This is a genomic window from Pseudomonas sp. SDO5532_S415, from assembly GCF_054071155.1.
In genome coordinates this window covers 1-26,049 of record NZ_JBSVWS010000080.1, presented here as the reverse complement: position 1 = coordinate 26,049, position 26,049 = coordinate 1, and the positions used below count along the sequence as shown (strand labels likewise).

Annotated in this window: 24 protein-coding genes; 12 read left to right on the top strand and 12 right to left on the bottom strand. The window is 60.0% G+C overall.

The features are described from left to right. Nucleotides 1-130 precede the first annotated feature (130 nt). The 3 genes from choV to ACW9HW_RS17890 form a co-directional block, all read right to left on the bottom strand. On the bottom strand, nucleotides 131-1,309 hold the full coding sequence (gene choV, locus ACW9HW_RS17900; RefSeq protein WP_095195960.1) for a choline ABC transporter ATP-binding protein: 1,179 nt from the start codon (nucleotides 1,307-1,309) through the stop codon (nucleotides 131-133). Continuing rightward, nucleotides 1,306-2,151: a choline ABC transporter permease subunit gene (gene choW, locus ACW9HW_RS17895; protein ID WP_095195959.1), complete on the bottom strand. Its 846-nt coding sequence runs from the start codon at nucleotides 2,149-2,151 to the stop codon at nucleotides 1,306-1,308. Before choW ends, choV begins: the two co-directional genes overlap by 4 nt. Before the next feature lie 66 nt (nucleotides 2,152-2,217). Beyond that, on the bottom strand, nucleotides 2,218-3,165 hold the full coding sequence (locus ACW9HW_RS17890) for a choline ABC transporter substrate-binding protein (RefSeq protein ID WP_095195958.1): 948 nt from the start codon (nucleotides 3,163-3,165) through the stop codon (nucleotides 2,218-2,220). A gap of 436 nt (nucleotides 3,166-3,601) precedes the next feature. On the opposite strand from ACW9HW_RS17890, the gene ACW9HW_RS17885 reads away from it, so the two are divergent. Further along, the gene (locus tag ACW9HW_RS17885; RefSeq protein ID WP_095195957.1) at nucleotides 3,602-4,978 is read left to right on the top strand and encodes an L-serine ammonia-lyase; all 1,377 of its coding nucleotides are present in this window, start codon (nucleotides 3,602-3,604) and stop codon (nucleotides 4,976-4,978) included. A 540-nt stretch (nucleotides 4,979-5,518) separates the two neighbouring features. Then, nucleotides 5,519-6,622 (top strand): choline metabolism transcriptional regulator GbdR, encoded by a 1,104-nt coding sequence (gbdR, locus tag ACW9HW_RS17880; RefSeq protein WP_007975492.1) that lies wholly within the window; start codon nucleotides 5,519-5,521, stop codon nucleotides 6,620-6,622. A 102-nt stretch (nucleotides 6,623-6,724) separates the two neighbouring features. On the opposite strand, the gene ACW9HW_RS17875 is transcribed toward gbdR, so the two are convergent. The 6 genes from ACW9HW_RS17875 to ACW9HW_RS17850 form a co-directional block, all read right to left on the bottom strand. Next, nucleotides 6,725-6,991, bottom strand: a complete 267-nt coding sequence (locus ACW9HW_RS17875; protein ID WP_095195956.1) for a hypothetical protein — start codon at nucleotides 6,989-6,991, stop codon at nucleotides 6,725-6,727. A gap of 354 nt (nucleotides 6,992-7,345) precedes the next feature. After that, nucleotides 7,346-8,509 carry a gamma-butyrobetaine dioxygenase gene (locus ACW9HW_RS17870; protein WP_457401082.1) on the bottom strand — a complete coding sequence of 388 codons (1,164 nt, stop codon included), beginning with the start codon at nucleotides 8,507-8,509 and terminating at the stop codon, nucleotides 7,346-7,348. 12 nt (nucleotides 8,510-8,521) lie between these two features. Continuing rightward, nucleotides 8,522-8,998: a thioesterase family protein gene (locus ACW9HW_RS17865; RefSeq protein ID WP_457401080.1), complete on the bottom strand. Its 477-nt coding sequence runs from the start codon at nucleotides 8,996-8,998 to the stop codon at nucleotides 8,522-8,524. A 124-nt stretch (nucleotides 8,999-9,122) separates the two neighbouring features. Continuing rightward, nucleotides 9,123-10,088 (bottom strand): L-carnitine dehydrogenase, encoded by a 966-nt coding sequence (locus ACW9HW_RS17860; RefSeq protein ID WP_095195953.1) that lies wholly within the window; start codon nucleotides 10,086-10,088, stop codon nucleotides 9,123-9,125. Nucleotides 10,089-10,230: 142 nt separating this feature from the next. After that, a complete protein-coding gene (locus tag ACW9HW_RS17855; protein WP_095195952.1) occupies nucleotides 10,231-11,118 on the bottom strand; it encodes a BKACE family enzyme in 888 nt (295 codons plus the stop codon). A 73-nt stretch (nucleotides 11,119-11,191) separates the two neighbouring features. Further along, complete coding sequence (locus ACW9HW_RS17850; RefSeq protein WP_095195951.1) at nucleotides 11,192-12,136, bottom strand: choline ABC transporter substrate-binding protein; 945 nt, start codon at nucleotides 12,134-12,136, stop codon at nucleotides 11,192-11,194. A 195-nt stretch (nucleotides 12,137-12,331) separates the two neighbouring features. On the opposite strand from ACW9HW_RS17850, the gene ACW9HW_RS17845 reads away from it, so the two are divergent. After that, entirely contained in the window at nucleotides 12,332-13,276 is a 945-nt protein-coding gene (locus ACW9HW_RS17845) for a GlxA family transcriptional regulator (RefSeq protein ID WP_457401077.1), read from the top strand. Between the two features lie 130 nt (nucleotides 13,277-13,406). On the opposite strand, the gene ACW9HW_RS17840 is transcribed toward ACW9HW_RS17845, so the two are convergent. Together ACW9HW_RS17840 and ACW9HW_RS17835 are read right to left on the bottom strand one after the other, a co-directional pair. After that, on the bottom strand, nucleotides 13,407-13,823 hold the full coding sequence (locus ACW9HW_RS17840) for a DUF3010 family protein (RefSeq protein ID WP_457401075.1): 417 nt from the start codon (nucleotides 13,821-13,823) through the stop codon (nucleotides 13,407-13,409). Nucleotides 13,824-13,882: 59 nt separating this feature from the next. After that, a complete protein-coding gene (locus tag ACW9HW_RS17835; RefSeq protein ID WP_095195948.1) occupies nucleotides 13,883-14,284 on the bottom strand; it encodes a lysozyme inhibitor LprI family protein in 402 nt (133 codons plus the stop codon). Nucleotides 14,285-14,535: 251 nt separating this feature from the next. Between ACW9HW_RS17835 and ACW9HW_RS17830 the strand changes: the two genes are divergently transcribed. From ACW9HW_RS17830 to ACW9HW_RS17790, 9 genes are all read left to right on the top strand, one after another. After that, complete coding sequence (locus ACW9HW_RS17830; RefSeq protein ID WP_008019494.1) at nucleotides 14,536-15,513, top strand: dipeptidase; 978 nt, start codon at nucleotides 14,536-14,538, stop codon at nucleotides 15,511-15,513. Nucleotides 15,514-15,591: 78 nt separating this feature from the next. Next, a complete protein-coding gene (locus tag ACW9HW_RS17825) occupies nucleotides 15,592-16,122 on the top strand; it encodes a DUF5943 domain-containing protein (RefSeq protein WP_007975505.1) in 531 nt (176 codons plus the stop codon). Nucleotides 16,123-16,137: 15 nt separating this feature from the next. After that, nucleotides 16,138-18,198 carry a dimethylglycine demethylation protein DgcA gene (dgcA, locus tag ACW9HW_RS17820; protein ID WP_095195945.1) on the top strand — a complete coding sequence of 687 codons (2,061 nt, stop codon included), beginning with the start codon at nucleotides 16,138-16,140 and terminating at the stop codon, nucleotides 18,196-18,198. A gap of 154 nt (nucleotides 18,199-18,352) precedes the next feature. Further along, nucleotides 18,353-20,299 (top strand): dimethylglycine demethylation protein DgcB, encoded by a 1,947-nt coding sequence (dgcB, locus tag ACW9HW_RS17815; RefSeq protein ID WP_457401072.1) that lies wholly within the window; start codon nucleotides 18,353-18,355, stop codon nucleotides 20,297-20,299. After that, the gene (gene etfA, locus ACW9HW_RS17810; RefSeq protein WP_457401070.1) at nucleotides 20,299-21,519 is read left to right on the top strand and encodes an electron transfer flavoprotein subunit alpha; all 1,221 of its coding nucleotides are present in this window, start codon (nucleotides 20,299-20,301) and stop codon (nucleotides 21,517-21,519) included. The genes dgcB and etfA overlap by 1 nt, the downstream gene beginning before the upstream one ends. A 15-nt stretch (nucleotides 21,520-21,534) precedes the next feature. Next, nucleotides 21,535-22,305, top strand: a complete 771-nt coding sequence (etfB, locus tag ACW9HW_RS17805; RefSeq protein ID WP_457401068.1) for an electron transfer flavoprotein subunit beta — start codon at nucleotides 21,535-21,537, stop codon at nucleotides 22,303-22,305. Between the two features lie 144 nt (nucleotides 22,306-22,449). After that, the gene (locus ACW9HW_RS17800) at nucleotides 22,450-23,016 is read left to right on the top strand and encodes an N-acetyltransferase family protein (protein ID WP_457401067.1); all 567 of its coding nucleotides are present in this window, start codon (nucleotides 22,450-22,452) and stop codon (nucleotides 23,014-23,016) included. Nucleotides 23,017-23,175: 159 nt separating this feature from the next. Beyond that, nucleotides 23,176-23,979, top strand: coding sequence for an RHS repeat-associated core domain-containing protein (locus ACW9HW_RS17795; RefSeq protein ID WP_457401065.1), 804 nt, complete (start codon nucleotides 23,176-23,178; stop codon nucleotides 23,977-23,979). A gap of 218 nt (nucleotides 23,980-24,197) precedes the next feature. Further along, nucleotides 24,198-25,334 (top strand): retropepsin-like aspartic protease, encoded by a 1,137-nt coding sequence (locus tag ACW9HW_RS17790; protein ID WP_457401063.1) that lies wholly within the window; start codon nucleotides 24,198-24,200, stop codon nucleotides 25,332-25,334. 403 nt (nucleotides 25,335-25,737) lie between these two features. On the opposite strand, the gene ACW9HW_RS17785 is transcribed toward ACW9HW_RS17790, so the two are convergent. Beyond that, nucleotides 25,738-26,049, bottom strand: a 312-nt coding sequence (locus tag ACW9HW_RS17785; protein WP_457401061.1) for a hypothetical protein, incomplete at its 5' end; no start/stop codon positions are given.

Genomic DNA, 26,049 nt, shown 5'->3' with positions numbered 1-26,049 from the left:
CAGTTGACCGCATTCCAATGTGGGAGCGAGCCTGCTCGCGAAGGGGTCATTAGCCGCAAAGCAGATTGACCCGATATCCCCATAAACAAAAACGCCGCGATCCTCTCGCGGCGTTTTTGTGTCTGTTGCCTTACCCCAGGTTCTTGCCGAGCAGTGCGTGGTACAGCTCGCTGTCGCCGAGAATCCCGACCACATGGTTGTTGTCGTGCAGTACAAGCTTGTTGCCGGTCTGGTAGCGGATCTGCAGCGCGTCGCGCATGCCGATGCTCGAATCCACCAAGGTAGGTCGACGACCCAGGCCTTCAACCGCTTGCCCCGGTACCCAGTTCTGCAGGTCCAGCACCGAGCCGTTCTGGCGTGCGCCCTTGATCGTGTTGCCCTCTGCCAGGTCGAGCCACGAATCGCCGCCCGGATCCAGGCAGACCGAACCGTTGATGCGCTTGCAATTGTCCAGGGTGCGCATCAGGCTGCGGCCGCACAGTACGTTCAGCGGGTTGGTGTGGGCCACGAAGGTCCGCACGTAGTCGTCCGCGGGGTTGAGGACGATTTCTTCAGGCTTGCTGTACTGGATGATCCGGCCGTCTTTCATGATCGCGATACGGCTGCCGAGCTTCAGGGCTTCGTCGAGGTCGTGGCTCACGAACACGATGGTTTTGCTCAGCTTGCGTTGCAGTTCCAGCAGTTCATCCTGCAGGCCCTGGCGAATCAGCGGGTCGAGGGCCGAGAACGGTTCGTCCATCAGCAGAATGTCGGCGTCCATCGCCAGCGCACGGGCCAGGCCCACACGCTGTTGCATGCCGCCGGACAGCTCATCGGGCTTCTTGTTGCGCCATTGGGTCAGGCCCACCAGTTCGAGTTTTTCATCGACCAGCTTTTTGCGTTCCTTCTCCGGCCGACCCTGCATTTCGAGGCCGAAACTGATGTTCTCGCGCACTGTCAGCCAAGGCATCAGGGCAAACTTCTGGAACACCATCGCAATGCGCTTGGTGCGCATCATTTTCAGTTCGGCGGCCGTGCAGGACGCAATGTTGATCTGCTTGCCTTCGTGCTCGACGAACAACTTGCCGCGGCTGACGGTGTTGAGGCCGTTGATGCAACGCAGCAGGCTGGACTTGCCGGAGCCGGAAAGGCCCATCAGCACGCAGATTTCACCTTTTTCGATATCCAGGCTGGCTTTTTCGACGCCAACGATCTGCCCGGTCTTTTTCAGGATCTCGCTGCGGGTCAAGCCTTGATCGAGAAGTTTCAGTGCTTCGCGCGGATCTTTGGTGAAGATCACGTCGACGTCTTCGAAGCGAATTATGCTCATGCGTCACCCCCTACTTTGGCTTCGGGTTGTTTGCAGATACGGTCGAGCATGATCGCCAGCAGTACGATCGCCAGGCCCGCTTCGAAGCCCAGGGCGATATCAGCAGTGTTCAGTGCGTTGACCACCGGTTTACCCAATCCATCGGCGCCCACCAGTGCCGCGATCACCACCATCGACAGCGACAGCATGATGCACTGGGTGATGCCGGCCGCGATGCTCGGCATGGCGTGGGGCAGTTCGATCCGTGTCAGCAGTTGACGACGCGAGCAGCCGAAGGCCTTGCCGGCGTCCATCAATTCTTGTGGGACATCGCGGATGCCCAGGTAGGTCAGGCGGATCGGCGCGGCAATGGCGAACACCACCGTGGAGATCAGGCCTGGCACCACACCCAGCCCGAAGAGGGTCAGGGTAGGAATGAGGTAAACGAAGGTCGGTACGGTCTGCATCAGATCGAGTACCGGACGCATTACAGTGTAGAACATCGGCTTGTGCGCGGCGACGATGCCCAGTGGCACGCCGATGACCACGCAGACCAGGGTGGCGAACAACACCTGGGCGAGGGTCTCCATGGTTTCCTGCCAGTACCCCAGGTTGAGGATCAGCAGAAAGGAGGCGACAACAAAGGCGGTCAACCCCCATTTGCGCTGGATCAAGTGGGCCAGGAGGGCGATGAGGCCGATCAAGACCAGCGGGTTGAACCAGGTCAGCGCGAAAGTCACGCCGTGGATCATCGTTTCCAGCGTCACGGCAATGGCGTCGAAGGTGTTGGCGCCGTGTTGCGTCAACCATTCGACAAAGCTCGCAATGTGCTGGCCTAGAGGTATTTTCTGATCAATCAGCATGGTAGTGAACGTCCGCATGCAAGGAAATAAACAGCCCGGGCAGGCAGACCTGCCCGGCATAAGCGATTACTGCGCGAGCTTGGCTTTCACGGCCTCCAGGCCTGGTTTACCGTCAATGGTGGTCACGCCAGCGAGCCAGGTATCGAGTACCTGTGGGTTCTTTTTCAGCCAGGCCTTCGCGGCTGCGTCAGGCTTCATCTTGTCGTCCAGGACGTTGCCCATCAGCGTGCTTTCCATGTCGAGGGTGAAGACCAGGTTTTTGAGCAGCTGACCCACGTTGCTGCATTCCTGGGCGTAACCCTTGCGGGTGTTGGTGTAGATGGTCGCCTGGCCGAAGTTGGGGCCGAAGAACTCGTCGCCGCCGGTCAGGTACTTCATCTTGAAGCGTGTGTTCATCGGGTGCGGTTCCCAGCCCAGGAACACCACCGCGGTGTTGCGGCGCTGGGCGCGATCGACTTGCGAGAGCATGCCTGCCTCGCTGGACTCGACCACCTTGAAGCCGGCGTCTTTCAAGCCGAAGGCGTTCTTGTCGATCATGCTCTGGATCAGACGGTTACCGTCGTTACCCGGTTCGATACCGTAGATTTTGCCGTCCAGTTCTTTCTTGAACTTGGCGATGTCGGCGAAATCCTTCAGGCCTTTGTTGTACAGCTCTTCCGGTACGGCGAGGGTGTATTTTGCGTTTTCAAGGTTGGCGCGCAGGGTGTCCACGGTGCCGGCATCGCGATAGGGCTTGATGTCGTTTTCCATGGTCGGCATCCAGTTGCCGAGGAAGATGTCCATGTTCTTGCCATCGGCCAGCGACTTGTAGGTCACTGGCACGGAAATCATGGTGGTTTTGGTCTTGTAGCCCAGGGCATCGAGGACGACGCTGGTAGTGGCGGTGGTGACAGTAATGTCAGTCCAGCCGACATCGGAGAAGTTTACGGTGCTGCATTGGGCCGGTTCGGCGGCTTGCGCCAGAACCGGCAGACTAAGCATGGCGGCCAACAACAACGACGGGGAACCTTTCATGGATGGACTCCTTGGTGTTTTTTTTGGCAGTGTTCCGACTGGACCACCGCACTTATAGAGTTGCGGTTGGATGGCGTTTTGGAGACAGCTCTACCACGGCGCCTTGCAATCGAGTCGATATGATCATGTACCAGTGAAAATCTGACGCCTACAGGGTGCGTCGTAACCAGTACAGGGATGGTCGCATCCAGTGTCAGTGACGTCGTTTACAGATTTTTTCAGCCCCATTTCCCCCTCTGCATCGCAAAAAAACGCCGAAAACATGGCGTAAAACGCCCACGGCGTTAGTGGACATGAGTGCGTCGGTTAGAGACGTCGAACGACAAGACAAAAGCCTGATGATGCAGTCATCTCGGCGGATTGCAGCTTGAGCGTAGCAGCTCCGCCACCGGGCGTTTTTGCGCCTGGAGTTGGCTCATCCAGGAGTTCGGCAGTAATGGCTATCAGTGTTTTCGACCTGTTCAAAATCGGCATCGGCCCTTCCAGTTCGCACACCGTGGGACCCATGCGGGCGGCGGCTTTGTTTGTACAAGGTTTGCGTGAACGGGGTCTGCTGGAGCAGGTGCGCAGGGTCGAAGTTCAGCTCTATGGTTCGTTGTCCGCCACCGGCATCGGTCACGGCAGCGACAACGCGGTGATCATGGGCCTGATGGGCGAGTGGCCGGATGCGATCGATCCGTCGCAAATCGGCATCCGCATCGCCACCCTGCGCGAAACCGACACGCTGTTGCTCGACGGTCGTTTGTCGGTGCCCTTCATCTGGGGTCGGGACATGCGCCTGATCGACGAAAACCTGCCGTTCCATCCCAATGCCATGACCCTGATTGTCGAAGGCAATGACGGCGAGTTGCATCGCGACACCTACTATTCGGTCGGCGGCGGTTTTGTCGTCGACGAGGCCCAGGCCTCCAGCGGGGTGGTCGACCTTGACCGCACTGTGTTGCCCTATGATTTTTCCTCTGCTGCCGAGTTGTTGGAGCTGTGCAAGAAGCACAATCTGCGCGTAGCCGAACTCATGATGGCCAACGAGAAGGTCTGGCGCAGCGAAGAGGAAATCCGCAGCGGCCTGATGAAGCTCTGGCGCGCCATGCAGGATTGCGTCGATCACGGCCTCAAGCACGAAGGCATCCTGCCCGGTGGCCTGAATGTGCGCCGGCGTGCGGCCAAACTGCATCGCAGCTTGCAGGAGTTGAACAAACCCAACGTGATCGGCTCGACCCTCAGCGCCATGGAGTGGGTCAACCTGTTCGCCCTGGCGGTCAATGAAGAAAACGCCGCCGGCGGGCGCATGGTCACGGCACCGACCAATGGTGCGGCGGGGATCATTCCCGCGGTGTTGCATTACTTTATGAAGTTCAGCGAGGACGTGACCGACGCCAACGTCGTCGACTACTTCCTCGGTGCGGCGTCGGTGGGGATTCTGTGCAAGAAGAACGCTTCGATCTCCGGTGCCGAAGTCGGTTGCCAGGGCGAAGTCGGTTCGGCCTGCGCCATGGCCGCGGCGGGGCTGTCGGAAATCCTCGGCGCTACCCCGGAGCAACTGTGCAACGCGGCGGAAATCGGCCTGGAACATAACCTGGGGCTGACGTGCGATCCGGTGGGCGGTCTGGTGCAAGTGCCGTGTATCGAGCGCAACGCGATTGCCGCGGTGAAAGCGATCAATGCGGCGCAAATGGCATTGCGCGGCGATGGACAGCACTTTATCTCGCTGGATCGGGTGATCCGCACCATGCGTGATACCGGTGCCGATATGCATGACAAATATAAGGAGACATCGCGGGGTGGGTTGGCGGTCAGCGCGGTGGAGTGCTGATACCGAGCTGACTTCATCACTGGCAAGCCAGCTCCCACAGATTCTTTGGTGTAGCTGATATCTTGATCACACCCTGAATCCCTGTGGGAGCTGGCTTGCCAGCGATGGGGCCAGACCAGTCAAAACTGCGCGTAAACTGAACACTCGATCCAAACCGCGCCACCTTTTGGCGCGTCGCTAACAGATAAATAGTCTCACCGTCGGCGGGGTATCATGGGTTCCCTGACCGCCCGTCACCCGTGCCTGCGGTGACACTCTTTCCGGGCTGCTCGCAGCCCTGTTCCCACAAGTGCTACCGATTTGCTCACACGCAACGGGGCAGAGCGCTTGTCGCCACTGATGGCACTTATAACCCCTACTCGCCGCGCGTCATATATAGACACATTCCGACGTCGTTTTTAGGAGTTATTGAACGCACATTCAAATTTAGGCATGGCAATTGCTCTGTCATTACAAAGCCCGTCTCCCACGCGAGAACGATGGCAATAACAAGAGCCTCCGCCTGAGGCCATCACCCGCTTTGTGTGAGGAGATACCGCGATGACGACGTTCAACTCCGGGGCCCAACCCCAGAACCGTGCGCCTCAATCCATCGGCTTTCTGCTGCTGGACAATTTCACGCTGATTTCCCTGGCCTCCGCAGTCGAACCCCTGCGCATGGCCAACCAGTTGTCCGGCCGCGAGCTGTATCGCTGGACGACCCTCACCGTCGATGGCGGTCAAGTCTGGGCCAGTGACGGTCTGCAGATCACCCCCGACGCCTCCATGCACAAAGCCCCTCCAATGGACACCGTGATTGTCTGCGGCGGCATCGGTATCCAGCGCACTGTTACCCGTGAACACGTTTCATGGCTGCAAAGCCAGGCGCGTCAGTCCCGTCGCCTGGGTGCGGTCTGCACCGGCAGCTGGGCCCTGGCCTGCGCCGGCCTGCTGGACGGTTTCGATTGCAGCGTGCACTGGGAATGCCTGGCGGCGATGCAGGAAGCCTTCCCGCGGGTGGCCATGAGTACCCGCCTGTTCACCCTGGACCGTAACCGTTTCACCAGTTCCGGTGGCACCGCGCCGCTGGACATGATGCTGCACCTGATCAGCCGCGATCACGGCCGTGAACTGTCCGCCGCGATCTCGGAGATGTTTGTCTACGAGCGCATCCGCAACGAACAGGATCACCAGCGCGTGCCGCTCAAGCACATGCTCGGCACCAACCAGCCGAAGTTGCAGGAAATCGTTGCGTTGATGGAGGCCAACCTAGAAGAGCCGATCGACCTCGACGAACTGGCAGTGTATGTCGCCGTGTCCCGTCGTCAGCTGGAGCGGCTGTTCCAGAAGTACCTGCACTGCTCGCCTTCGCGTTACTACCTGAAGCTGCGCCTGATCCGCGCGCGGCAGCTGCTCAAGCAAACGCCGATGTCGATCATCGAAGTGGCATCTGTGTGTGGCTTCGTATCCACGCCGCACTTCTCCAAGTGCTACCGCGAATACTTCGGCATTCCGCCACGTGACGAGCGCGTAGGTTCCAACACCACGCAGCAAGTGGCGATGATGCCGCTGCCGCAAGCCCTGGTGCTGTCGCCGCTGTCCGGGCCGTTGTCGGCGCTGAGCCAGGCGCGTAATGAGTCGACTTTCGCTAGCGTAAGGCTTTAATCCGCGGCGCCTTCTTCGCGAGCAGGCTCGCTCCCACAGTTGACCGGGTTCCCACAGAGGAGTGCGGTCGAATGTGGGAGCGAGCCTGCTCGCGAAGGCGATTTAACGGGCGACGTGGCTTTGTTGGTATTCGGCCAATGCCGGCAGCAATTGCTTGTCGATAGCCTGGCGCACAGCTGGCAGGATGGTCGCGCTGCTGGTGTACATCTGCTTGACCATGGTGCGCAGCACGATGGCCCGTTCGTTGTTCAAACCTCGCACCGCACACTCGCAAGCCTGCTCGGCTGTGGCGCCGTTCGGCACTTGAAAGCCCAATGCCTTGAGCTGGCCCAACAAGTCTTCCTGATCAATCAAATCGGCGTGCATCATGACGCAAATCCTTCTTCTGGGAATGGAGTCGTGGCTCGATTCTGGTAGGGGGGCAGGGTGGCGGCAAGGGCGATTTGTCGCAATGGCCGCATTGGCTATGAAAGCGTCGTTTTCGGGCTATTTACCCGCGAGAGGAGTCGGCACACTGGACTCAGCTCGCTTCACGAAGGTTTGGTCACCCTCGCACGGCAGCTCCTCAACAGTACCTATTGCCTCGATCCTGTCACGGCTTGATCGGGGCTTTTTTTGTCTGTGAATCAGGGACGTATCGGGTGTCTGGAATGACGCCTTCGCGAGCAGGCTCGCTCCCACAAGGACCGCGTAAAACCTGCTCACGAAGAACGACGACGCGGTTTACCTTTGCAATACCAAAATGCGCGACAACAACTCATCCCGATCGACATAACACCCCTGGAAATGCCGGGCACCGGTTGCGGGATCGAAGGCGTTACGGGCGTGGAGGGTGCGCCGGTTGTCGAAGCACCAGAGCTCGCCGGGGTTGAGCCTTTGCATCAGCCTGAACCGGGGCTCGCGGGTCATCGCGATAAAGCGGCGATAGGCGCGATAGAGCCTGGGCATCTGTTCCACCGACGCATCGAACGGCCCGCGCAGAAAGTTTGCCATGCGGATTTCCGACACTTGTCCCAAGGCGTCCAGGGCGATGATCGGTGCGAGGCAACGGTAGTCGCTATGGCGGTCCTTGTTGCGAAATTCCACAGGGATCTCGCAGAGGCTTTTGAATGACTCAGGATCCTCCCGGCGTAAGGCATCGGCGATGGCAAAACCGTCGACAAAAATACTCTCGCCCCCCTCGGCGTCATTGACCAGGCAATGTAGGAATTGCAGTCCCGGTTGCAACTCCCGGGTCGGCAAATCGCTGTGCAACGGCAGGTTGAAAGCGGTGTAGGCGTTGCTGTCGGCATCGGCCTTGGATTGCACGTTGAACAGCACGCCGAAATTGCTCTCGCGGATGAAGGAAATGCGCTGCGCGATCAGCTTCAGCGAGCCGGGTTCGGTGGGTACGCCTCGGACCTGGGTCAGGCCGGTGTCCCGCACGGCCAGCAGCCATTGCAACAGGGCATCGTTATCGTTCATCAGCGTTCGATACTCGAACACCGGCAACTGCAGATCGCTATGCCAAAGACTGGCTTTTGGCTTGGCTGCCAGGCGCTCGGCGCGGGATTCGTCGTCGTAGGCGTGGGCACGCAACCAGCCAGGGTCGAAGCGGCTGTGGTGGCCGTCCTGCCATTCGATGCTGAGGCAACCCTCAGCGTCGATGCTGGTGTCGGCGGGTAGCAAGTTTTCCGGGACATCGACGATTTCCAGCACTTGCTCGCGGGTCACCGTGTAGACGCATTGCGGGCACGGGCAGTTGTCCCGCAGCCATTGGTGATGGAAGGGGCTGACGCGGTGGTCGGCCCACTTCACCAGCACACGATCCGCCATCGCCTGCACGCCTTTGAGCGCGCTGATCAACGGATAAGTACGGAAGTCGGCAAAAGCAGCGGCGGTGTTCATGCGATCTCCTTGTTATTTTTTTGGCGGTAATGCGATCACTCGGCCAACGTAGGCGGGGGTTGGCAGGTCAGTCTGTTCAGCGACCATGGCTTGCAGTTTGCCCAGGGTCACTGCGCTGAACGGTGTGGAACTTGGCCCGGCGAGGTCGACATGCAGCAACATTTGTTCGTTGCCCGCCAGCTCTTTCGTGTCACCCACCAGATGCAGGCTGTGGTAGAGGTGCAAGCGTTTGTTGTCGTGGGCGATGATCTGCGTATGCACTTCGACTTCGGCATCGAGCTTCACTTCGTGCAGGTAGTTCAGGTGCAGTTCCAGGGTGAACAGCGAGTTGCCGCTGGCTTCGCGGTTGTTGCTGTCCATGCCCAGGCGATCCATCAGCGCATCGGTGGCATAGCTGAAGATCAGCAGGTAGAACGCGTCGCGCAGGTGGCCGTTGTAGTCGACCCAGTCGGGGATGATTCTGGTTTGGTAGGTGGTTAGTGTGGGCATGTTTCAAGGTCCAATAGGGGTGGTGACTGGTCTATCGTCTTCGCGAGCAGGCTCGCTCCCACAAGGACCGCGCATAACCTGTGGGAGCGAGCCTGCTCGCGAAGGGGCCGATCCTGATGGCGCATTACTCGCTAAAAGTCATCCCATGCTTCTCTTTGGTGGTCTTCACCGCCTCCAGCACCGCCAGCAGGCAGTCATCACGATAGCGCTCCAGCGCAGAAATGCTGTGTTTACCCAATTGATCGCTGGTGCCATCCACCACATCGTCGATCAGTTTTTCGGTCAGTTCCGGCGCCGGCAGGTAGGTCCACGGCAACTGCAGGGCCGGGCCGAACTGTGCCATGAAGTGACGCATGCCGGCATCGCCACCGGCCAGGGTGTAGGTCAGGAACGTGCCCATGAACGACCAGCGCAGACCGGCACCAAAACGGATGGCGTCATCGATTTCGCCGGTGGTCGCCACGCCGTCATTGACCAGGTGCAATGCCTCGCGCCACAACGCTTCGAGCAAGCGGTCGGCGATGAATCCCGGCACTTCCTTGCGTACGTGCAGCGGGCGCATGCCGAGGGATTCGTAGACTTTCATCGCCGCCTGCACGGCTTCCGGGGCGGTGTTCTTGCCGCCGACCACTTCCACCAGGGGCAGCAGATAAACCGGGTTGAACGGGTGCCCGACCACGCAGCGTTCCGGATGGGTCGAACTCTCGTAGAACTCGCTTGGCAACAGGCCAGAAGTACTGGAACCGATCAAGGCGTCGGGCTTGGCTGCGGCGCTGATTTTGCTGTGCAGTTCCAGTTTCAGTTCAAGACGTTCAGGGGCACTTTCCTGGATGAAATCGGCGTCGCGAACACATTCTTCGATGGTGGTGACAAAGCGCAGGCGATCCTGCGAGGCACCCGGCGCCAGGCCTTGTTTCTCCAGTGCGCCCCAGGCGTTGGCAACGCGTTTGCGCAAGGCGGCTTCGGCACCGGGCGCCGGGTCCCAGGCCACCACATCGAGGCCGTGGGCGAGGGCGCGGGACACCCAGCCGCTGCCGATGACACCGCTGCCCAGGGCTGCGAAGGTTTTGATTTCGGTGATAAAGCTCATGGTGATTTCCTAAAGGATTCGGTGTTGCCCTTGTGGGAGCGAGCCTGCTCGCGAAAGCGGTGTGTCAGTCGACTGAAATGTCGGCTGTGACGGCCTCTTCGCGAGCAGGCTCGCTCCCACAGGGGTAAAGAATGAATAGTGATTAGCCGCGCTGTTTCAGGCCCATTTTCTTGCGGCCTTCAGCCGGGGTGAGGACCCGGGCACCGAGGCGGCTGAGGATTTCGCCGGCGCGCTCGACCAGTTGGCCGTTGGTCGCCAGAACGCCCTTGTCCAGCCACAGGTTGTCTTCCAGCCCGACACGCACGTTGCCGCCGAGCAGCACGGCCTGCGCGGCCATCGGCATTTGCATGCGACCGATGCCAAAGCCGGCCCAGACCGCATCGGCTGGCAGGTTGTCGACCATGGCTTTCATGGTGGTGGTATCAGCCGGGGCGCCCCACGGGATGCCCAGGCAGAGCTGGAACAGCGGGTTGTCGAGCAGACCTTCCTTGATCATCTGTTTGGCGAACCACAGGTGACCGGTGTCGAAAATTTCCAGCTCGGCCTTCACGCCCAGCTCTTGAATGCGTTTGGCGCCGGCACGCAGCTGCGCCGGGGTGGATACGTAAATGGTGTCGCCATCGCCGAAGTTCAGGGTGCCGCAATCGAGGGTGCAGATTTCCGGCAGCAGTTCTTCGACATGGGCCAGACGGGTCAGCGGGCCGACCAGGTCAGTGTTCGGGCCGAACTCCATCGGGTTCTCGCCCGCGCCGATTTCCAGGTCGCCGCCCATGCCGGCGGTGAGGTTGACGATGATGTCGACGTCGGCTTCGCGGATGCGCTCCATCACTTCGCGGTACAGCGCCACGTCGCGGCTGAATTTGCCGGTTTGTGGGTCGCGAACGTGGCAGTGAACCACGGTGGCGCCGGCCTTGGCGGCCTCTACGGCGGCGGCAGCGATTTGTTTCGGGGTGACCGGCACGTGTGGGCTCTTGGCGGTCGTGTCGCCAGCACCGGTGAGTGCGCAGGTGATGATGACGTCGTGGTTCATTTTTCGGTTCCTTACAGGCGTGGTGGTCCCGTTCGCAGCCGGTCGGGCTGCGAATCGGTGGTTCGATTGAGGGTTACTTGCTGGTCAGCTTGAGGTTTTCAGCCGCGGGCTTGCCATCGAAGGTGGTCACGCCTTCGAGCCAGCGCTGCTTGTCTTGCGGGTGATCCTTGAGCCACTGTCTGGCCGATTCGAAGGCGTCCTTGTGATCCAGCAACGGCTGCATCATCCGGCTCTCGTCTTCGGCGGTGAACGTCAGGTTGCTCAGCAGTCGGCCAATGTTCGGGCATTGCTCGGAGTACTTCGGCGCGGTGACGGTCCAGACCGTGGCCATGCCTTCGTTCGGGCCGAGAGCGTCTTCACTGCCGGTGAGGTAAGTCATCTGCACGTTGACGTTCATCGGGTGCGGCGCCCAGCCGAAGAACACTACGGCTTCCTTGCGGCGCACTGCGCGATCCACCGCGGCGAGCATGCCGGCCTCGCTGGACTCGACCAGCTGGAACTTGCCGAGGCCAAACTGGTTCTTGGCAATCATCGCCTTGATCTGGGTGTTGGCGCCCGAGCCAGGCTCGATGCCGTAGATCTTGCCGCCCAGCTCTTTTTCGAACTTGGCAATGTCGGCGAACGTTTTCAGACCCTTGTCGGCGAGGTAGGTCGGAACGGCAAGGGTGGCGCGGGCGTCTTTGAGGCTTGGTGCTTCAAGCACTTTGACCTGATTGGCGTCGACGAACGGGGTGATGGTCTGGGTCATCAGCGGGTTCCAGTAACCCAGGAACAGGTCCAGGCGCTGATCGCGGATGCCGGCGAAGATGATTTGCTGGGAGGCGCTGGTTTGTTTGGTGCTGTAGCCGAGGCCGTCGAGCAATACCTGGGTCATTGCACTGGTGGCGATAACGTCGGTCCAGTTCACTACGCCCATGCGCACGTTCTGGCACGACGCAGGTTCGGCTGCCATGACACTGGCGCTCAGCAAAGCGGTACCGCTGAGTGCAAGAACACAGCTGCTGATCAGTCGTTTCATCTCAGGATTCCTCGGCAGTTTCGTTATTGTGGGTCCGGTCGTCTTTGTGCGCCGGTGATGCCAAGTTACGCAGCTGTGCCCCCATAAAAGCGCACTGCGGCGACCGACTCTTGCACTGCAGCGACCTGCCCTCTTGAATGCCTGTTGCAAGTGGCGTATCAACGTCCTCACGCTACCTGCCATCGAGTGCGCTCCATGTCCCAGGATTTCTATTTCTTGTTGATGCCAGGTTTCTCGGCCATTGGATTTATCTCGGCCATCGAGCCGCTGCGGGTCGCCAATCGCTTTCGCGGCGAGCTTTATCGCTGGCATGTATTGAGTGCCGATGGCGGGGCGGTGCTGGCCAGTAACGGCATGTCGGTCAACGCCGATGCGGCGCTGGAGCCGCTGAAGAAAGGCGCGACGCTATTGGTGGTCGCCGGCTTCGAACCGCTGAAGTTCGCCACCCCGGCCCTGGAGCACTGGCTGCGTCGTCTGGACAACGAAGGCGTGACCCTTGGCGCCATCGACACCGGCAGTTTTATCCTCGCCGAAGCCGGTCTGCTCGATGGCCACCGCCTGACCCTGCACTGGGAAGCCATCGATGCCTTCAAGGAGTCCTATCCGCAGCTTAGCGTCACCCAGGAACTGTTCGAGATTGACCGTCGACGCATCACCTCCGCCGGCGGCACTGCATCGATCGATTTAATGCTGGATCTGATCGCCCAGGCCCATGGCCCGGAACTGGCGATCCAGGTCAGCGAACAGTTCGTGCTGGGCCGCATCCGCCCGCGCAAAGACCACCAACGCATGGAAGTCGCCACGCGCTACGGCATCAGTAACAAGAAACTGGTGCAGGTGATCGGCGAAATGGAGCAGCACAGTGAGCCGCCGCTGAGCACGCTGGAACTGGCGGAATCGATCAAAGTGACGCGCAGGCAGCTTGAACGGCTGTTTCGCCTGCATCTGAACGACACGCCAAGCAATTTCTACCTGCGGCTGAGGTTGGAAAAGGCGCAGCAATTGTTGCGTCAGACCGATATGAGTGTGTTGGAAGTGAGTATCGCCTGCGGCTTTGAATCGCCGTCGTATTTCACCCGTAGCTATCGGGCGAAGTTCGAGCGGTGCCCGAGGGAAGACCGGCGGACCGCCAAAGCATAAAACCCCGAAAACCTTGTGGGAGCCAGCCTGCTGGCGATAGCGGTCTGTCAGAAACATAAATGTCGACTGATACACCGTCATCGCCAGCAGGCTGGCTCCCACAGTTAATTTGTTCTGTCAGGAAGACCGATTACTTCTTCATTAACGCCGAACAGGCCGTCTTATACGCCTCATGCTGATACTTGTTCAGCGTCGCCGGCAGCTCAAAACCGTGCTTCTTGGCCTGCGCATTGATCGTCTGCGGCGACAGCAGCATCACCTCGCAATTCTCCAGCAACTGGAAAACTCCCTCGATCTTGAACGTGGTCGGCCCACCGGCGAATTCGCCTTTTTTGCTGCGCTTTTTGATCGCGATCCGATCTATCGAATTCTCGCGAACAAACGACGCGACCTGAGCGGCAAAGACTTTGACGTTGGCGGCTTCGTCGTCATCGTCCAGGGCGATTTTCTTGGTGGCGAGCGCGACGTGGCTCAGAGCCGAACCATCAAGGGCGGCCACGGCAATGATTGCTTCGCTGCCTTTGATTTCGATGCCGCAGATTTTCATGGTGAATCCCTTTTAGGTGAAGGCGTGCAGCCTACAGCTCAATTGAGTGAAGTTTGCATTTACTCCTGCCCAATCGACTCCAGAAACTCCGACCGCTCATCACTGATCCGCGCCACGCAATCATTTTGCGCAATGGTGAAGGCTTTGCTGCCGGCCGTAGCGGGGAAGGCTTCGACGGCGCAGTCGGCGTCGCGGGTTTTCAGCCATTGTTGCTGGGCGGTCTTGAGTTTGGCGGTGATGTCGGCCAGTTGCGACGGGTTCTTGCCATAGAGCGACTGCATGCGCTCGTTCAGGCTTTTGTAGTTTTCACTCAGCAGATCTTCGGCGGTGGTTTTGCTGAAGGCGGAGCATTCCAGGGTCTGGACGTCGTTTTCGACCTTGTCGCAGGGGTTGTCGTCGGATTCTTCCGCTGCGTGTACGCCGGTCGCAATCAGTGCCAAAGCCAGGAAGATCGATTTCATTTACGTCACCACCCCTTATTCGAGTAAAGCATCCAGTGAAGCATTCTTATGATGCGGCGAATTCTGGCCCATGCAGGCGGGCTTGAACAGGTCGCGGATTGTGCCTGGCGACGACCCTTTGTCGCGGATTGACGCTTTCGGCAAACCCCCTGTCGTTTTTGCACCCGGCTGCCCCGGTCCTCAGGCATATGCTGGCCCCAAAGCGCCGGCAGACGATTCGGCGCATGAATCGCTAATAAGGGGACAGCCTGATGAGCCCAGCCGAATTGCACGCCGACAGCATCGTTATCGACGGGCTGATTATTGCCAAGTGGAACCGCGAGCTGTTTGAAGACATGCGCAAGGGCGGTCTGACCGCGGCCAACTGCACCGTGTCGGTGTGGGAGGGCTTCCAGGCCACCGTCAACAACATCGCCGCCAGCCAGAAACTGATCCGCGAGAACAGCGACCTGGTGATCCCGGTGCGCACCACCGCCGATATCCGTAAAGCCAAAGAGCAAGGCAAGACCGGCATTCTCTTCGGCTTCCAGAATGCCCATGCCTTCGAAGACCAGATCGGCTATGTCGAGGTGTTCAAGCAGCTCGGCGTCGGTATCGTGCAGATGTGCTACAACACCCAGAACCTGGTGGGCACCGGTTGCTACGAGCGCGATGGCGGCCTGTCGGGCTTCGGTCGTGAAATCGTTGCCGAGATGAACCGTGTCGGCGTGATGTGCGACCTGTCCCACGTCGGCTCCAAGACGTCCGAAGAAGTCATCCTCGAATCGAAGAAACCGGTCTGCTATTCCCACTGCCTGCCGTCGGGTCTCAAAGAGCACCCGCGCAACAAGTCCGATGAAGAGCTCAAGTTTATTGCTGACCACGGTGGTTTCGTCGGCGTGACCATGTTCGCGCCGTTCCTGGCCAAGGGTATCGATTCGACCATCGACGACTACGCCGAAGCCATCGAGTACACCTTGAACATCGTTGGCGAAGACTCGATCGGTATCGGCACCGACTTCACCCAGGGTCATGGCCAGGACTTCTTCGAATACCTGACCCACGACAAAGGCTACGCCCGCCGTCTGACCAGCTTCGGCAAGATCATCAACCCGCTGGGCATCCGCACCGTGGGCGAGTTCCCGAACCTGACCGAGACCCTGCTCAAGCGCGGCCATTCCGAGCGCGTGGTGCGCAAGATCATGGGCGAGAACTGGGTCAACGTCCTGAAAGACGTCTGGGGCGAATAAGCCGCCGCACCCCTGAATCCTTTCCCCCGGCCGTCCGTGCCGGGGGCAACACCAAAATTTTTCTGGAGTTAAGTTTCCATGGCCAAGATCGCCCCGCAATTGCCTATCGAAGTCGACAGCGAAACCGGTGTCTGGACCTCCGACGCCCTGCCGATGCTGTACGTACCGCGTCATTTCTTCGTCAACAACCACATGGGCATCGAGGAAGTGCTGGGCGCCGAAGCCTATGCCGAAATCCTCTACAAGGCCGGCTACAAATCCGCCTGGCACTGGTGTGAAAAAGAAGCCGAATGTCATGGCCTGGAAGGCGTCGCGGTGTTCGAACACTACATGAAACGCCTGTCGCAACGCGGCTGGGGCCTGTTCAAGATCCAGGACATCGACCTGGACAAGGGGACGGCCAGCGTCAAGCTCGAGCACTCGGCGTTCGTCTACGTGTACGGCAAGGTCGGACGCAAGGTCGACTACATGTTCACCGGTTGGTTTGCCGGCGCGATGGACCAGATCCTCGCCGCTCGTGGCAGCAAGATCCGCACCGTGGCCGAGCAAGTCTACGGTGGCTCCGAAGAGGGCCACGAAGACGGCTTGTTCATCGTCAAGCCGTTGTAAGTCGAGGAACCCGCCATGGCTTTCGAAGCAATGTTCCAGCCGATCCAGATCGGCAAACTGACCATCCGTAACCGCGTGCTCAGCACCGCGCACGCCGAGGTCTACGCGACCGACGGCGGCATGACCACCGACCGGTACGTCAAGTATTACGAAGAGAAGGCCAAGGGCGGGATCGGCCTGGCGATTTGCGGCGGCTCGTCCGTGGTGGCCATCGACAGCCCGCAGGAGTGGTGGAGTTCGGTGAACCTGTCCACCGACCGCATCATTCCGCACTTCCAGAATCTTGCCGACGCCATGCACAAGCACGGCGCCAAGATCATGATCCAGATTACCCACATGGGCCGTCGCTCGCGCTGGGACGGCTTCAACTGGCCGACGCTGATGTCGCCGTCGGGCGTGCGTGAGCCGGTGCACCGTGCCACCTGCAAAACCATCGAGCCGGAAGAAATCTGGCGGGTGATCGGCAACTACGCACAAGCGGCACGCCGCGCCAAGGCCGGTGGCCTGGACGGTGTCGAACTGTCGGCAGTGCACCAGCACATGATCGACCAGTTCTGGAGCCCGCGGGTCAACAAGCGTACCGACGAATGGGGCGGCAGCTTCGAAGGCCGCATGAAGTTCGGTCTGGAAGTCTTGAAAGCCGTGCGCGCCGAGGTCGGTGACGATTTCTGCGTGGGCATGCGGATCTGCGGTGACGAGTTCCACCCCGATGGACTGTCCCACGAAGACATGAAGCAGATCGCCCAGTATTACGACAACACTGGGATGCTGGATTTCATCGGCGTCGTGGGCTCGGGTTGCGACACCCACAACACCCTGGCCAACGTGATTCCGAACATGAGCTACCCGCCGGAGCCGTTCCTGCACCTGGCCGCCGGCATCAAGGAAGTGGTCAAGGTTCCGGTGCTGCACGCGCAGAACATCAAGGACCCGAACCAGGCCACCCGTATCCTGGAGGGCGGTTACGTCGACATGGTCGGCATGACCCGCGCGCACATCGCCGACCCGCACCTGATCGCCAAGATCAAGATGGGTCAGGTCGACCAGATCAAACAATGCGTCGGCGCCAACTACTGCATCGACCGTCAGTATCAAGGCCTGGATGTGTTGTGCATTCAGAACGCGGCGACTTCCCGCGAGTACATGGGCGTGCCGCACATCATCGAAAAGACCACCGGCGTGAAACGCAAGGTGGTGGTGGTCGGTGCGGGTCCTGCGGGGATGGAAGCCGCCCGTGTAGCCGCCGAACGTGGCCACGACGTGACCCTGTTCGAGAAAAAGGAATTCATCGGCGGGCAGATCACCACGGCGTCGAAAGCGCCGCAGCGTGACCAGATCGCCGGTATCACCCGCTGGTATCAGCTGGAACTGGCACGGTTGAAGGTCGACCTGCGCCTGGGCACCGCGGCAGACGTACCGACCATCATGGACCTGCGTCCGGATGTGGTGGTACTCGCCGTCGGCGGCCACCCGTTCATCGAGCAGAACGAACACTGGGGCGCGGCTGAAGGCCTGGTGGTCAGCAGCTGGGACATCCTCGATGGCAAGGTGGCACCGGGCAAGAACGTGCTGGTCTACGACACCATTTGCGAATTCACCGGCATGTCGACCGCCGACTTTATCGCCGACAAGGGCAGCCAGGTCGAGATCGTCACCGACGACATCAAGCCGGGCGTGGCGATTGGCGGGACGTCGTTCCCGACTTACTACCGCAGCATGTACCCCAAAGAAGTGATCATGACCGGGGACATGATGCTGGAGAAGGTTTACCGCGAAGGCGACAAGCTGGTGGCGGTGCTGGAAAACGAATACACCGGCGCCAAGGAGGAGCGGGTGGTGGACCAGGTGGTCGTGGAAAACGGTGTGCGTCCGGACGAAGAAATCTACTACGCGCTGAAGGAAGGCTCGCGCAACAAAGGCCAGATCGACGTCGAAGCCTTGTTCGCGATCAAGCCGCAGCCATGCCTGGAACAGAGCGGTGATGGCTACCTGCTGTTCCGCATCGGCGACTGCGTGGCCCAGCGTAACGTACACGCGGCGATCTACGACGCGTTGCGGTTGTGCAAGGATTTCTAACGGCTTGCAGTAAACCCTGTGGGAGCGAGCCTGCTCGCGAATGCAATCTGTCTGCCGATGTTGATGTCGACTGACCCACCGCTTTCGCGAGCAGGCTCGCTCCCACAGACGTCGCCGACCAAGATTCTCCAAGTTGTACTGGCGGGAGCTCCCCATGTTGAACACCCTTCTTCCAATCCTGTTGTTCGCTGCCCTGGGCCTCGCGGTTCTGGGCGCGTTGCGGCGGGTGGCCATGTGGCGCCGGGGCCGTGCCTCGAAGGTCGACCTGATCGGCGGCCTTTTCGCCATGCCCAAGCGCTACATGGTCGATTTGCACCATGTGGTGGCGCGGGACAAATACATTGCCAACACCCACGTCGCCACGGCCGGTGGCGCGGTAGCGTCCATCGTGCTGGCGATTCTGGTGCATGGTTTCGGTCTGCATAACCGCTTCCTCGGTTATGCGCTGCTGTTGATGTCGGCGGTGATGTTCGTCGGCGCGGTCTTCGTGTACCTGCGTCGGCGCAACCCACCTTCGCGCCTGTCGAAAGGCCCGTGGATGCGCTTGCCGAAAAGCCTGATGGCGTTCTCGCTGTCGTTCTTCCTGGTGACCCTGCCGGTGGCAGGCATCCTGCCGGAAAACTTCGGCGGCTGGCTGTTGGCCGTAATCCTTGGCGTCGGCGTGTTGTGGGGCGTGTCGGAACTGTTCTTCGGCATGACTTGGGGCGGGCCGATGAAGCATGCCTTCGCCGGTGCCCTGCACCTGGCCTGGCACCGTCGCGCCGAACGCTTTGGCGGTGGTCGTTCCACCGGTCTCAAACCCTTGGACCTGAACGACCCGGCCGCCCCGCTGGGCGTGGAAAAACCCAAGGACTTCACCTGGAACCAACTGCTCGGCTTCGACGCATGCGTGCAGTGCGGCAAGTGTGAAGCCGCGTGCCCGGCGTTCGCCGCCGGTCAGCCGCTGAACCCGAAAAAACTGATTCAGGACATGGTTGTCGGCCTGGCCGGTGGCACCGATGCCAAGTTCGCCGGTAGCCCTTATCCAGGCAAGGCGATTGGCGAACACGCCGGCAACCCGCATCAACCGATCGTCAACGGTCTGGTGGATGCCGAAACCCTGTGGTCGTGCACCACCTGCCGCGCTTGCGTCGAGGAATGCCCGATGATGATCGAGCACGTCGATGCCATCGTCGACATGCGTCGTCATCTGACCCTGGAAAAAGGCGCGACCCCGAACAAGGGCGCCGAAGTCCTGGAAAACCTGATCGCCACTGACAACCCGGGCGGTTTCGCACCGGGTGGGCGGATGAACTGGGCGGCGGACTTGAACCTCAACCTGCTGAGCGAGAAGAAATCCGTCGACGTGCTGTTCTGGGTCGGCGACGGTGCCTTCGACATGCGCAACCAGCGCACCTTGCGCGCCTTCGTCAAAGTGCTCAAAGCCGCAAAAGTCGACTTCGCCGTGCTGGGCCTCGAAGAACGCGACAGCGGTGACGTGGCCCGTCGCCTGGGCGACGAAGCGACCTTCCAGTTGCTGGCCAAACGCAACATCCAGACCCTGGCCAAGTACAGCTTCAACCGCATCGTGACCTGCGATCCGCACAGCTTCCATGTGCTGAAAAACGAATACGGCGCCTTCGACGGCAACTACCTGGTGCAGCACCACAGCACCTACATGGCGGAAATCATCGAGGCTGGCGCGTTGAACCTCGGCCAGCACAAGGGTGACAGCGTGACGTATCACGACCCGTGCTACCTCGGCCGCTACAACGGCGAATACGAGGCGCCGCGTCAGGTACTGCGCGCCCTCGGCATCGAGGTCAAGGAAATGCAACGCTCCGGTTTCCGTTCACGCTGCTGCGGCGGTGGCGGCGGTGCGCCGATCACCGACATTCCAGGCAAGCAGCGGATTCCCGACATGCGCATGGAAGACATCCATGAGACGGGTGCCGAACTGGTGGCCGTGGGTTGTCCACAGTGCACCGCGATGCTCGAAGGCGTGGTCGAACCACGGCCGCTGATCAAGGACATTGCCGAACTGGTGGCTGACGCGCTGCTGGAGGATCAGGTCCCAAAGTCGTCCACCCCGGCCAAACGTGAACCTGCGGAGGTGCACTGATGAGCGACATTATCCGCCGCGATCCCCGCGCCGAATGGATCGCCCGTAACCGCCTGCACCCGCTGCACGCGGCCATGCAGCCGGCGCAACACAGCTGGATGGGGCCCAACGGCGTCGTCCGCAAGAATCCCCATGGCATTGGCTTCATCGGGCCGAACGGGATCAAACGTATCGACCGCAGCGGCGCGCAACAGGGCGGGTCGGCCAAGCGCTCGGCCGCCGTTGAAGTGCAATTGCCGCTGCATCAAGTGCCAGCGCCGGCGTTCTACATTTGCGTGGTGCCGGACATGGTCGGTGGCCGCTTGAGCAGCCACGACAAGGACTTGCTGGGCCTGGCCCATCAACTGGCCGGCAAGGATGGCGCGGTCCTGGCCGTGGTCTTCGGCGAACACAAGGAAAGCGCGTTTGCCACCGCCGGCGTCGATCGCTTGCTGGTGCTCGAAGGCGACGAGTTCAGCGGTTATGCACCGGAACAACGGGTCCAGGGCCTGCGGGCTGTGGATAACCAGTTCAGCCCGCGTCATTGGCTGCTGCCGGACAGCCGCAGCGGTGGTGGTGAATTGGGTCGACGCTTTGCCGCCGCCCTGGGCGAACGTCCGGCCACGCGGGTCTGGCAAATCAAGGATCAGGAGTGCATCGGCCGCGCCGGTGCTGGCCTGCAAGACCTGGCGCGCCCGGTCGCGCGCTTGATTCTGGCCGCCGTCGAATGCGCCGAGCCGGTCAGCGAAACCCGTCACGAAGCCTTGCCAATGGAGTTATCCACAGCCGTCGCGCGCAGCTTGTCGCGCATCGAGGATCTGGGCGCGGTGGCGGTGGACCCGGCAGCGATTCCCATGGCTGAAGCCGAGTTCATCTTCTCCGGCGGCAACGGGGTCAAGGACTGGGATCTGTTCCACCAGACCGCTGCCGCACTCGGCGCCACCGAAGGGGCATCCCGGGTGGCGGTGGACGATGGCTTCATGGCCCGTGACCGCCAGGTTGGCGCGTCCGGTACCTGGGTCACCGCACGGGTTTACGTGGCGGTGGGGATTTCGGGGGCGATCCAGCACCTGCAAGGCATCGGTGCCTGCGACAAGGTGGTGGCGATCAACCTCGACCCCGGCTGCGACATGATCAAACGGGCCGACCTGTCGGTGATCGGCGAGAGCGCCGAGATTCTTCGGGCCTTGATCGACGCGGTAGCGGCCTACCGCAACGACGCCAAGCGCGATGCGGCTTAAGGGAAGGAAAGGGTTATGAGCACGAAAATCATCAGCCTGGTGTCCATCGGCGCCCACCCGACGTCCGGTCGACCCCGTCGCGCGGAACAAGATGCGCGGGCGGTGGAGCTGGGTCTGCAACTGGCTGGGGATAACTTGCAGGTGCTGCACGCCGGCGACGTTGCCGAGCCAGCGCTGCGCGCTTATCTGGGCATGGGCCTGGAACAGCTCCATGTGCTGGAACAACCGGAAGGCGCCGATGCACTGCCGGCGCTGACCGCGTATTTGCGCGATGCCGGCGCCCAGGTGGTGCTGACCGGCAGCCAGGCGGAAACCGGTGAAGGCTCGGGCATGTTGCCGTTCCTGTTGGCCGAAGGCCTGGGCTGGCCGCTGGTGGTGGGGCTGGCGCAGGTCGAGTCCATCGACGGTGGCTCGGCGCTGGTGCTGCAAGCCTTGCCTCGTGGCCAGCGTCGTCGGCTGAAGGTGCGCCTGCCGTTTCTGGCGACTGTGGATAACGCTGCGCCCAAGCCACGCCAGAGCGCCTACGGTCCAGCGCGGCGCGGGGTGTTGCAGGCCGATGAAGTGGAGGTCATCGATGATGAACTGCTGGCGGTGGCCACCCTGCAACCGGCCAAACCACGGCCAAAACGCTTGAAAGTGATCAAGGCCAAGAGTGGTGCCGACCGAATGAAAGCCGCAACGGCGAAAGCCAGTGGCGGTGGTGGACAAGTGCTCAAGGGCGTTACGGCGCAAGCTGGGGCTGAAGCGATCCTCAAGTTACTGATCGAAGAAGGCGTGGTTCGCTGACCAACAATCACCCAGATCCAATGTGGGAGCGAGCCTGCTCGCGAAGGGTGCGTGTCATTCAGCATTCAATTTGGCTGACCCACCGCAATTCGCGAGCAGGCTCGCTCTCACAGGGTGTCGTGTCACCTAATTGATGGGAAAACAATGGCAGTTGAATTTCGTTCGGCAGTGCGCGCCGATGCGCGAGAGATTGCGCGTTTGTTCCAGATTTCATCCGAGGGCGCTTCAGATTACATCTGGAGCCAGATCGCCGAACCCGGCCAGGATCTGCTCGACGTCGGCGCCCTGCGCTACGCCCGTGACGATGTGGATTTTTCCTGGCAGAACTGCCTGATCGCCGAGGCACACGGGCAGGTCGTGGGCATGATGCACAGCTACGTGATGCGCCACGATCCATTCGCAGCGCCGGTAACCGATCCAGTATTGGCGCCTTACGCCACGATGGAAATCCCCGACACCCTCTACATTTCCAGCCTGGCGCTGCATGAGGGTTGGCGTAACCAGGGGTTGGGCAAGGTGTTCCTGGCGTATGCCTACGACCGTGCCAACCAGCTCGGGCTCAATGGCCTGAGCCTGATCGACTATGCCGCCAACACCGGTGCCCGGCGCTTCTATGAGCGCCATGGCTTCCGTATCGTCGATACCTGCACGATCACGCCGCATCCAATGATTCGGGTGACGGGTGAGGCGTTTTTGATGTATCGGCCTTAGCTGACTAGCAGAACTGATAGTGTCGGCTTTAACGGCGATTTGTTAGGGTATTGATCACTCAATAACCAACCGCTCTCGCCAACTGGGCTGGCGCTTGGTTCAAGCGTTGAAACAGGCTGGCCGCAGCGGCTCGATCAGGTCTCATCCAGGAGGCTGCCGATGCCCCGTTCTCACGCGAATCGACGAACCAAGCAACCTTCAAAAGCGCTGCCGCAGCTTTCCCGGACCTTTTTGCTGGCGTCCGACCTGCAGCAAAACATTCTTGCCGAGCTGGAAAGTAGTCGGCTTGCCCCGTTCGCCTATTCCCCATACGGATTGCAAAGTGGCCCACAACAAGCCGCGACGCATCTCGGTTTCAATGGGCAGCTCAAGGAACGTCCGACAGGGTGGTATCACCTGGGCAATGGTTATCGTGTCTATAACCCGGTGCTGATGCGGTTTTACAGTCCGGATCGTTTGAGCCCGTTCGGTAAGGGGGGAGCAAACGCCTATACGTATTGCAAGGGGGATCCGTGCAACTACACGGATCCGACGGGTGAATTCATGGCAAGTGTTTTACCCATCATTCAACGCGGCCTTACTGTTGCGCTGCACACCATTGCTCCAGCGGCCTTTATTTTCGGCGCCAAGGTATCAGGCGTTGCTCTACAGGCCACCCGCTTCAGTCTGGCCGGCTCCGTCACAAGTGTAGTGGGGGCATCCATGCAGTTAGTCGGATACCCCTTCGGTGCTGTTGTCCAGGCCGTAGGGACATCTGCCTTGATAGCCGGGGCGGCAACCCGCGGAGCCGTTGCGGTCAAAGCTGCGTATCAGAGTAATAAGTTGTGGAATACAGTAAGAACCAACATCAAAAACATTGTGGGCTGGCCTGACTCAGCGAAGCCACCCAAGTCTCCAGTTACGACGGATACAGTGCTCTCTTTAGGCGATAAGAATACGATCACCACGATCAGGGGGTCCTGATAACGGCCTGGTTTCAGGGCGCACTCAACGAGCCACATTGAGCTAAATTTCATAGTGCGCTGGTCAGGGTGCAGCACGCTGTGACGGAGTTTTCAGAGGTTCAGCGCAAATCATAAAACCTGGTTTTTATGAATGGGTTGGCCATGAAGCCTGTAACGCTGTTGCTGCTTCTCGCATGGGTTACGGCCGTATCTGCGGGAACGGTGGAGGGTGCCCGGATGAACACGCCTGAGCGGCGCTACGAGCCCGAGCAGGACTTCTATCAATGGCTGGGCTCCGATCAGGGGCGTAAAGCCTCCCTTGCGCAAATGCGCCAACGCTGCGACCGCGTGCTGGATGCCAGGAAGAGCCTGGACTGTTCAGTGTCTGTGGTCGCCCGCATGTTCGAGGTCAAGGCCGCCAATCAGTTGCCGGATTACTACCGGGCGATCAAGCGCAAGCACGCTCGGGCCATTGAGGCCGATCCGGAGCTGAAAGTGTTGTTTTCAATGTTCGGCGCTCAGTCGCTATCAACCCTGAAGACAACCGGCGATTTCACGGTGAAAAGAACCTCGCGGCGCGAGGTGCTCAGGATTCATCCGTATTCCAGCGACTATTTCATTGCCCAAGAGGTGTTGCCGTTCATCGATGTCGACGCGGCCAACGGTCACTCGGCACGTTTCGTTCTCGATACCGGTGCGCCGCAAACCCGGGTCAATCAAGACACCGCGAAGCTGATGGGGATCAGGTTGTTGACCGACTCCCACTATGCCTACAGCACGTTTTATGGCGAGCGTGATCTGTCCGCCCGACTGGGCATACTCGACGCCATCAAGGTAGGCGGTAGCGAATTCAGGAACGTGCTGGTGTTTGTCAGCGATCGGGACAACTTGCTGGGACTGGACCTGATCAGCAAGCTGGGGCGGCTTAAAATCACCCGTAAAACCCTCGAACTCAATTCCGCACCGCCCGCCCGCTGTGAATCGCCGATTGTGTATAGCCGCCTGGATATCAACCAGCGACTGGTTATCGCTGCACGGCTGGATTCCCGCGCCACGCAGGCGATTGTCGACACCGGTAACGTCGATTACCTGACGTCGGCTTCACCTGGGGATCAGGTCAATGTTCACAGCGCCGGCAACTGGCCCTTGAGTGTTGACGAAAAGCAGCGCTATCAAACGTTCAAGGGCCTCCTGAAATTGCCGGGCACCACCCTGGCAACCACCTACAAATACTACCCGGACTTCACTATTCCACCGTCGTGGGTGCTTGGCCGCTCTGTACCGTCGATTTTGATGGGATGGCGTGCATTCGATGACTTTGTGCTGCATCTGGATATCGAGGCGGGGCGATCGTGTTTGAACAAGATTGGCTAAGTACGGGCGGTTTTGATGTGTTTACCCACAATGCCTGTTGGCGGAGCTGTGGATAAGGTGTTTGCCCATTGCTGCAGGCCAGGTTAATCGGGGGTTGTAGCCCTCAGTTCAAAAAACAACCAGCCTAAGCTCCGGTTTTTCATGGGTTTTTTCACAGGATAAGTGCAGGACTTGCCCCCAATCTCTGTTGGCGCTTCTGTGGATAAGATGTTCGCTTACCGCTACAGGCCATATAAAACGAGGGTTTCAGGCTTCTGGTTAAAAAATGATCATTTGCGTGATTTCCACCGTTAAACCTTGCGCCAGCCCATATTTTTCGCGGCTCACAGCGGTTTTCCACAGCGGTGCAGAAGTTGCCCCCAAAGTCTGTTGGCGCTTCTGTGGATAAGGTGTTCGCCATCCTCTACAAGCCACGATTTACTTGCTGTCCAGCGAGTTGATCAATAAATGATCGGTCGCTGTTGAAAACCCTGCTTTCGAATAAGTCACGGATTTTCTTCGGTTTCTGTGGAGAAATTTTGCAGTCTTTCCACAGTTGTCCCCATTTGCTGTGGGTGGAGATGTGGATAACTTGTTTGCGGAAGGCTGGGAGGTGCGGGCGGTATAGCTCTGAACGGAATAGATCATATTTCGTACAGTTCTGAAGCGGCGGGGGTGTCAGGAGGAATATGTTGTGAGAAAGGGCGCGTTCGCGAGCAGGCTCGCTCCCACAAGG